The organism is Novosphingobium pokkalii, from assembly GCF_014652855.1.
Taxonomy (GTDB): domain Bacteria; phylum Pseudomonadota; class Alphaproteobacteria; order Sphingomonadales; family Sphingomonadaceae; genus Novosphingobium; species Novosphingobium pokkalii.
In genome coordinates this window covers 1-7445 of record NZ_BMZP01000046.1, presented here as the reverse complement: position 1 = coordinate 7445, position 7445 = coordinate 1, and the positions used below count along the sequence as shown (strand labels likewise).

Sequence of the window (7445 nt, the reverse complement as noted above, 5' to 3'; positions counted from 1 at the left end):
GGCCTCGGCCGCTGGTTCACCTACTATAACCACCACCGGCCCCATTCCGCCCTTGCCGGTAGCACCCCGGCAGAGGCATATGGGCACATCGGCGCATCAGGTCATAGGGGGCATGCCCCCCATGACCTGATGCCCAAACTCGCGGCATGACGACATCGGCTTGAGCTTAACTTCGCCGCAAATCTGTCCAGGAAGGCGGGGCCACCTCACTCTTCGCGCGGGCGGGTATCGAGCTGGTCAGCGCCATGCAGCCGGACGAGGCCTATTCGGCGCTGGAACTGGCCCCGGCCGATGCCATCCTGCTCGATCTCAATTTCACGCGCGGGCGCACCCATGGCGAGGAAGGCTTTGCCGCCCTCGCCCGGCTGCTCGGCGATGATCCGGATGCGGCGGTGGTGGTGATCACCGGCCACAGTGGCATCCGCATCGCCGTGGCCGCGATGCAGGCCGGGGCGATCGATTTCGTGATGAAGCCATGGCGCAACGAGGAACTGCTGGAGCGCGTGCGTGCCGCGCTGGCCCATCGCCAACGGCGCCGGGAAATCGCCGCACTGCGCCAGCATGATGGCGCCCCAGCCGATCCACCGCGCCTGCTCGGCGCCAGCGCGGCGATGGAGCGGGTGCGAGACCTGATCCGCCGCGTGGCGCCGACTTCTGCCAGCGTGCTCGTCCTTGGCCCGGCCGGTTCGGGACGCAGCCTCGCCAGCCGCGCGATTCACCACGCCTCGGCCTGCGCGGCAGGCGAATGCGTGATGCTCGATGCGCGCGCGGCGGCCGATCCGCATGACGAGGTGGCCGGGGCAGACATCGCGCGCGCGGCCAGTGGCACATTGCTGTTGCGCCACGTCGACCGCCTGAACGAAGTGGCGCAGGGACGGCTGCTCGCGCGCCTCCCCGCTGACCTGCGCATTGTCGCCACGGCCGACAGCGCCGAAGCGATGCTGCCGGCGCTGCGGGCGCGGCTGGGCACGGTGGAAATCGCCATGCCCCCGCTGGCGCAGCGGGGCGGCGATGCCCTGCTGCTGGCCCGCCATTTCGCCCGCCTGGCCGAGCGGCGCCACGGCAAGCCGGTGCTCGGCTTCACGCCCGAGGCAGAAGTGGCCATCGCCGTCACGCGGTGGAGCGATGACGTGCGCGGCCTGGCGCAGGCGGTGGAGCGCGCCGTGGTGCTGGGCGACGGTGGCCCGATCGGCGAAGTGGACCTCGGGCTGGGCCAGCCGGCCAGCGACACGCCCGGAGAGGCCGTGGTCGCGGCCAGCCTCAGCCTCGAAGACAGCGAGCGCACGCTGATTGCCGCCGCCCTCAAGCGCCATGGCTTCAACGTAAGCCGCGCTGCCGATGACCTGGGCCTGAGCCGGGCCGCGCTCTATCGCCGGATGGCCAAGCATGGGCTCTAGGCGCCCGGCGCGGGTCTGGCCCGGGCAAGTGCTGCTGTTCGGCTGCGGCGCGGCAACGGTGGCGGCGTGGAACGGCGGCTTCTACGCCTGCTTCGTGCTGGTGCTGTTGCTGGGCTTCTGGCTGGCTACGCTGTCCCTGTTGCGGGCGACACCGCCACGCGCGGCGAACGAACGGCCGGTCATCCCCGCCGATGGCGATGCGGACCGCGCCGTGTTGCGCGCGGTGCTGGACCAGGCACCCACGCCGCTCTTGAGCATCGGCCGCAACGGCGGCGTCCGTGCCCTCAACGCCGCCGCGCGGGCGCTGTTCGGGGCGGACGATGTGCTGGTCGATGCTCCCGAAGCCTTGCGGCAGGGCGCACCGCGCCTGCGCTATGCCGGCCGGGCCTATCGCATCGACCGGATCGAAGCGCATGACGCGGGCGCCACACGCACCATCCTGGCCTTGATCGACATCGAAAGCGAGGAACGCATTGCCGAAGCGCGGGCCACGCGCGAACTGCTCGAAGTCTTGAGCCACGAAGTGATGAACGCGCTCACCCCGATTGCCTCGCTGGCCGAAAGTGCGCTGGCAACGCTGGAAGACACCCCGCCGCCGGTCGGCCCGCTGCGCGACATGATCGGTACGCTGTCCCGCCGCGCCGATGGATTGCTTCATTTCACCCAGGCCTATCGCCAGTTGGCGCGGCTTCCCGAACCATCACTGGCGCCGACCAGCCTGCCCGCCCTGTTCGATGATCTCGCCTGCATGTTCGCCGCGCGATGGAACGGGCGCGTGGCGTTCCTGTCGGACGGGGCGCCGGATGCGGTGGTCACGATCGACCGCGAGCAGATCAGCCAGGCGCTCTGGGCCCTTCTCCAGAACGGGGCGGAGGCCGCCATCGCCGGGCCAGGTGCGCCGCAGGTCCGCCTGTCCGCCACGCTCGATGAGCGCCTGTCGTTTCACGTTGCGGACAATGGACCCGGCGTGTCGGCAGACGCGCGCGCCCGCATCTTCCGTCCGTTCTACACGACCAAGACCGAGGGCAGCGGCATCGGCCTCAGCCTCGCGCGCCAGATCGCCCGTGCCCATGGCGGCGATCTGGTCCTGCACCCCGGCAGGGACACCGTGTTCGAGCTGACCCTGCCGGGTGCGCAAGGTTAGCCGGCGTATCTACAGCAGCAGCGCCTGGCGTTCGGCCAGGCGGTCTTTCACGCGCGCGATGGCCGTGGTGATGGCGCTGGCGGCGTCGAGCACGGCGAGCGGGTCATCCCCGGGCACGGCCTCGGCCAGGGCATGGGCATCGGCGACGAGTTCGACATCCTTTTCCGCCAGGCGGCCCAGCGTCTCGGCCTCGTTGCGATAGCGCGCAGTCATGAAATCGTTGGTCGGCACCGGCAGGTGGGCCACCTGCGCATCGAGCGCGCTGACGCCTTGCGCCAGCGCTTCCAGTCGCCGGGCATTGGCCACCAGCTCGGCCGGCGGAAACGGATTGGCGCGCGAAGGGGGCGGGATCACCTCGCGGCGATAGCGCCCTTCCGCCTCGCTCAGGCCCTTGCGCGCCTGCTGCAACAATTCGCTGACCATGCGGCGGATGCGCTGGTCATCCGCGCGCAGGTCGTTTTCGGCGCGATAGAACGTATAGCCATAACCCCGGAACAGGTTGAGCGCGACTTGCGCCGCGCGCGCAGCCAGCCCGTCCTCTCTCGGCCCGTTCTGCTCTGGCCCGTCCTCTGCCGGCCCGCTCATGTGGTGGCGCCCACTTCCGGGCCAAGCGGGTAGAACCCGGTGGGCTGTCCACCGATCACGAACGGCACGCCCGCCGCCGCATTGGGCGCGGAGACCAGACCCTTTTCCGCCATCTTGAGCGCGAGATAATAGCGCACCGATTCGATCGGAGTCAGGCCGATCGCCTGGAGCGAGATCAGCTCGCGCATGCGATCATCGCGCGGCATGATCAACACCTTGAGGTCGTTGAGCATGATGCCATAGACCTTGAGGAAATCGGCCAGGTGGACTTTCACCGCCTCCCGCACGTCGTTGATGTGCTCGTTGATGTTTTCCAGCTTGGTCACCTGGACGATCTGGTTGATCGCCTGCTCGATCGCCGGCCCGGCATAGTCGGCCACTTCGGCGGTATCGATCACGGTGCCGGAAAACGGCATGTGGGTGATCAGGTCGAGCGCTTCCTGCTTGCTGTCGATGTGGATGTAATAGTCGACGACATACGAGACTTCGGCCATTTCCGCTGAAGTGGCGATGCCGCTGTTGCGCACCAAGAGCTTGGAGCGGTTGATGTAGATGACTTCGTAGACCCAGGGCGAGGAACCGCCGAAGAAGCCCTTGGCGATCGAGCCGATCAGCGGCTTGTCCGGCGTTTCGATGGCATATTGCCCGGTTTCATAGACATCGAGCACCGCCCCGCGCGACTTGAGCACGCAGAAATGGTTGCTTTCCACCGTCAGCAGCGAGCCCGAGACAATGCTTTCATCGGCAATCTTGTAGGCCACCGTGCGGGTGCCGAGTGCGTCAGAGCCATCGCTGCGCACCGTGGTGATCACTTGTCTGGTAATGGCCATCGCTTGTCTCCGGGGGGTGGAAATGGGGTGGCCGGACGCTGGCCTAACGCGGCGAGCAGAGACCCGGGCCGTAAACGGTGCGGTAGAACGCGTTCAGGGCATGGCTGCTGGGCCGCGCAGGCTGGACGTCAGCCGGGGCCTCGTCCGGTGCTTCTATCGGATTGTGGGACGCAGACGGGCGCACGGGCGGCGCGTCGGCAAAGACCAGGCTGACCGGGGGATGAGCGGGCGGCACCACGGCGCGGCGGGCCTGCGCACGCCAGCGCAGCGCCACGAACAGAACCAGAAAGGCCACGAAGGCAAAGTGGCTCATGCGAGACCTCTCTCATCACCGCGCAGCCACGCTAGACCTTTTGCTGGCAATTTCTTCTGCCAATTGAGATCATTACCAAGATTTCATGCCCGGCCGCAGCCGATGCATCACCGCAACTGTCCCAAAGCCCGCTTTGCGCCGGCTGCAATTGATTGTAGGATACTGGCTCCCAGGGAGGGGAAGCACATCATGAACGATCGCAAGATCCGCAAGGTACTGATTGTCGGCGGCGGTTCGGCCGGCTGGATGGCGGCGGCGATGCTGTCGCACGCACTGGCTCGCGATTGCGCCATTACCCTGGTCGAAAGCGAGGAGATCGGCACGATCGGCGTGGGCGAGGCGACGATCCCGCCGATCCGCATGTTCAACCAGACCCTGGGCATCGACGAGCGCGAGTTCCTGGCGCGCACCAGAGGCAGCTTCAAGCTGGGGATCGAGTTCGTCGGCTGGGGCGCGGAAAATTCGCGCTATTTCCACCCCTTCGGCCCCTATGGGCGCAATTTCGACATGGTGCCCATGCACCAGTACTGGCTGCGCGCGCGGGAACAGGGCGAAACGGCGCCGCTCGATGCCCACGCCATGGCCTGGCATCTGGCCCAGGCGGGCCGCTTTGCCCACCCTTCCCCCGATCCGCGCAGCGTGATGAGCACGTTCGACTATGCCTATCACTTCGACGCCGGGCTCTATGCCGCGTTCCTGCGTGAGCGGGCCGAAGCGGCCGGGGTCACGCGCGTGGAAGGCCGGATCGCCGACGTGGCGCTGCACGGCGAGACCGGCTTTGTCGAAGCGGTCACCCTCGCTGACGGGCGACGGATCGAAGCGGAGCTGTTCATCGATTGCTCGGGCTTTCGCGGCCTGCTGATCGAAGGTGCGCTCCAGACCGGCTATGACGACTGGTCGCACTGGCTGCCCTGCGACCGCGCGGTGGCGATGCCCTGCGCCCATCCCGCGTCCGATCCCAATCCCGCGCCCTATACCCGTTCCACCGCGCGCGCGGCAGGGTGGCAATGGCGCATCCCGCTGCAACACCGCATCGGCAACGGCTATGTCTTTTGCAGCGCGTTCCTCGACGAAGAGCGGGCGGCGCAGGATCTGGCCAGCAGCCTGGACGGCGCGCCGCTGGGCGATACGCGCGCGGTGCGGTTCCAGGCCGGGCGGCGCAAGCTGCACTGGAACCGCAACGTGATCGCCGTGGGCCTGTCCTCGGGCTTTCTCGAACCGCTCGAATCCACCTCGATCCACCTGATCCAGGCCAACATTTCCAAGATCCTGGCGCTGTTCCCCGATCGCGATTTCGATCCCGCCACTCGCGACGAGTTCAACCGCATCGCCCATGGCGAGATGGAGCGCATCCGCGATTTCATCATCCTGCACTACAAGCTGACGCAGCGGCAGGACGCCGAGCTGTGGCGCCATGTTGCGGCGATGGACATTCCCGATACCCTGGCGCTGAAAATCGAGCATTTCCGTCGCCACGGCCGCCTGATCGCGCGCGAGCTGGATCTGTTCGCCCCGCCCTCATGGCTCGCCGTGCACATCGGCCAGAACAACCTGCCCCAGGGCCACGATCCGCTGATCGACTATCGCGGCGTGGATGGCCGGGAATGGCTTGCCAGGCTGCGCGGGGCCATGGCGGCAGAAGCGGCCAAGGCCCCGCGCCATGGCGCGGTGCTGGCGCAGATGGCGCCTGCCCCCGCTCAGGCACGCCAGCCGGCATGAGCGGCAGCGCCGGGGCCTGGCTCGACCAGGCCCGCGTCCTGCGCACCCGGCAAGACATGGTGGGGGCAGAGGCTGCCATGGCCCAGGCGAGCGCGCTGGCGCCGCACGATCCCACCGTGGCCTTCCTGCATGCACAGGCCCGCTATGAACTGGGCCACCCGGCCGCCCACCTTTTTGCGCAAGTGTGCCGGGAGTGGCCCGATCATCTCGACGCCCAGCGCAACCACGCCCTGGCGCTGGCCAGCGAAGGCGCAGTGGCCGCAGGGATCGCCGCGCTGGACGCCGTGCTGGCCCGCCACCCGACCTGGATCGAAGGGCACCGCGTGCTGGCCTCCTTGCGCTGGGTGGGCGGCGATACCACCGGGTTCGACGCCAGCTATGCCCAGGCAGCGCGCACCCATCCGGCCCATGCCCCGCTGTGGCTCGGCTGGTTTGCCGCCGTGGCGCAGGGACGCGACTGGCCCCGCGCCGCCGCCATTCTCGACGAGGCGGAGCGCCATCTCGACACCGTGCCGGCACTGACCCAGGCACGGGTGTTCCTGGCCGGGGAAAGCGGCGATGGCGCGGCCATGGCGCGGCTGCTGGCCCAAGGCGGCCTGCCCGACAGCCCGCTGGTGACCATCGCCCGCGTGCGCCAGGCCCTGCGCGACGGTGCGCCCGAGGCCGCGCTCGCCCTCGCCCTGCCGCTGGCCCAGCAGGCGCCCGGCTCGCCGCTGGCCGGGCAGGTCTGGCCCTATGTCTCCACCTGCTGGCGCCTGCTCGACGATCCGCGCGCGGCCTGGCTGGATGGCGATGGCGCGTTCGTGCGTGCCGTGGACGTGGGGCTGTCGGCGGCGGAGCTGGCGGACCTTGCCGCAGTACTGCGCGGCCTGCACCAGACGCAATTGCCCTATCCCGAACAGTCCGTGCGCGGCGGCACCCAGACCGATCGCAGCGTGCTGCTGCGCCACGAGGCCCCGCTGATCCGCGCCCGCGAGGCGCTGCTCGCCGCCGTTCGAGACCATGTCGCCGCCCTGCCCGCACCCGATCCCACGCACCCGCTGCTGTCGCGCCCGCGGCGTGATCTGAGGATCAGCGGCAGTTGGTCGGTGCGCCTGCATGGCGCGGGCTTCAATGTCACCCACTCCCATCCGTTGGGCTGGATCAGCAGCGCCTTCTACGTGGCCCTGCCCGATCCGGCCGAGAGCGCCGCGCCAGATGCCGGCCACTTTCACTATGGCGCGCCACCGGCGGAACTGGGCCTCGACCTTGCCCCCTACGGCACGATTGCCCCGGCGGCGGGACAACTGGTGCTGTTCCCCTCCACGTTGTGGCACGGCACCGTGCCTTTCGATGCCGGAGAACGGTTGAACATCGCCTTCGACATCGTGCCCGCCACCTGATCCTCCCCGGCACGGCAGGGCTATCGCATATGACGGAGTACGGAGAGCAGGAATGCGTCGTTCCAGGCGGCGCGT

General features: G+C 68.7%; 8 protein-coding genes and 1 pseudogene. 6 read left to right on the top strand and 3 right to left on the bottom strand.

Annotated elements, in window-relative coordinates; all coding sequences use genetic code 11:
- From IE191_RS21420 to IE191_RS20820, 4 genes and pseudogenes are all read left to right on the top strand, one after another.
- Positions 1-150: integrase core domain-containing protein (locus IE191_RS21420; RefSeq protein ID WP_191326353.1), on the top strand; the 150-nt coding region annotated here is incomplete at its 5' end.
- A 65-nt stretch (positions 151-215) separates the two neighbouring features.
- A pseudogene (locus IE191_RS21290) lies at positions 216-911 on the top strand (response regulator); the annotation flags it as partial.
- 27 nt (positions 912-938) lie between these two features.
- Positions 939-1397 carry a helix-turn-helix domain-containing protein gene (locus IE191_RS21285; protein ID WP_505835238.1) on the top strand — a complete coding sequence of 153 codons (459 nt, stop codon included), beginning with the start codon at positions 939-941 and terminating at the stop codon, positions 1395-1397.
- The gene (locus tag IE191_RS20820; RefSeq protein WP_191326351.1) at positions 1387-2541 is read left to right on the top strand and encodes a sensor histidine kinase; all 1155 of its coding nucleotides are present in this window, start codon (positions 1387-1389) and stop codon (positions 2539-2541) included. Before IE191_RS21285 ends, IE191_RS20820 begins: the two co-directional genes overlap by 11 nt.
- Positions 2542-2550: 9 nt before the next feature.
- Here IE191_RS20820 and IE191_RS20815 read toward each other — a convergent pair whose 3' ends face one another.
- Genes IE191_RS20815 through IE191_RS20805 form a run of 3 tightly spaced genes read right to left on the bottom strand, consistent with a single transcriptional unit; the run spans position 2551 to position 4269 of the window.
- On the bottom strand, positions 2551-3126 hold the full coding sequence (locus tag IE191_RS20815; RefSeq protein ID WP_191326350.1) for a hypothetical protein: 576 nt from the start codon (positions 3124-3126) through the stop codon (positions 2551-2553).
- Positions 3123-3956, bottom strand: coding sequence for an SPFH domain-containing protein (locus IE191_RS20810; RefSeq protein ID WP_191326349.1), 834 nt, complete (start codon positions 3954-3956; stop codon positions 3123-3125). The genes IE191_RS20815 and IE191_RS20810 overlap by 4 nt, the downstream gene beginning before the upstream one ends.
- Positions 3957-3999: 43 nt before the next feature.
- The gene (locus tag IE191_RS20805; RefSeq protein ID WP_191326348.1) at positions 4000-4269 is read right to left on the bottom strand and encodes a hypothetical protein; all 270 of its coding nucleotides are present in this window, start codon (positions 4267-4269) and stop codon (positions 4000-4002) included.
- A gap of 189 nt (positions 4270-4458) precedes the next feature.
- Here IE191_RS20805 and IE191_RS20800 point away from each other — a divergent pair, with 189 nt between their 5' ends.
- Both IE191_RS20800 and IE191_RS20795 read left to right on the top strand, forming a co-directional pair.
- A complete protein-coding gene (locus IE191_RS20800) occupies positions 4459-5988 on the top strand; it encodes a tryptophan halogenase family protein (protein WP_191326347.1) in 1530 nt (509 codons plus the stop codon).
- Positions 5985-7370, top strand: coding sequence for a putative 2OG-Fe(II) oxygenase (locus IE191_RS20795; RefSeq protein WP_191326346.1), 1386 nt, complete (start codon positions 5985-5987; stop codon positions 7368-7370). Before IE191_RS20800 ends, IE191_RS20795 begins: the two co-directional genes overlap by 4 nt.
- Positions 7371-7445 lie beyond the last annotated feature (75 nt).

Coding starts and splice junctions, on each gene's coding strand:
- IE191_RS20805 (WP_191326348.1), bottom strand. CDS start 4,269: ATGAGCCACTTTGCCTTCGTGGCCTTTCTGGTTCTGTTCGTGGCGCTG.
- IE191_RS20815 (WP_191326350.1), bottom strand. CDS start 3,126: ATGAGCGGGCCGGCAGAGGACGGGCCAGAGCAGAACGGGCCGAGAGAG.
- IE191_RS20800 (WP_191326347.1), top strand. CDS start 4,459: ATGAACGATCGCAAGATCCGCAAGGTACTGATTGTCGGCGGCGGTTCG.
- IE191_RS21285 (WP_505835238.1), top strand. CDS start 939: ATGCTGCCGGCGCTGCGGGCGCGGCTGGGCACGGTGGAAATCGCCATG.
- IE191_RS20810 (WP_191326349.1), bottom strand. CDS start 3,956: ATGGCCATTACCAGACAAGTGATCACCACGGTGCGCAGCGATGGCTCT.
- IE191_RS20820 (WP_191326351.1), top strand. CDS start 1,387: ATGGGCTCTAGGCGCCCGGCGCGGGTCTGGCCCGGGCAAGTGCTGCTG.
- IE191_RS20795 (WP_191326346.1), top strand. CDS start 5,985: ATGAGCGGCAGCGCCGGGGCCTGGCTCGACCAGGCCCGCGTCCTGCGC.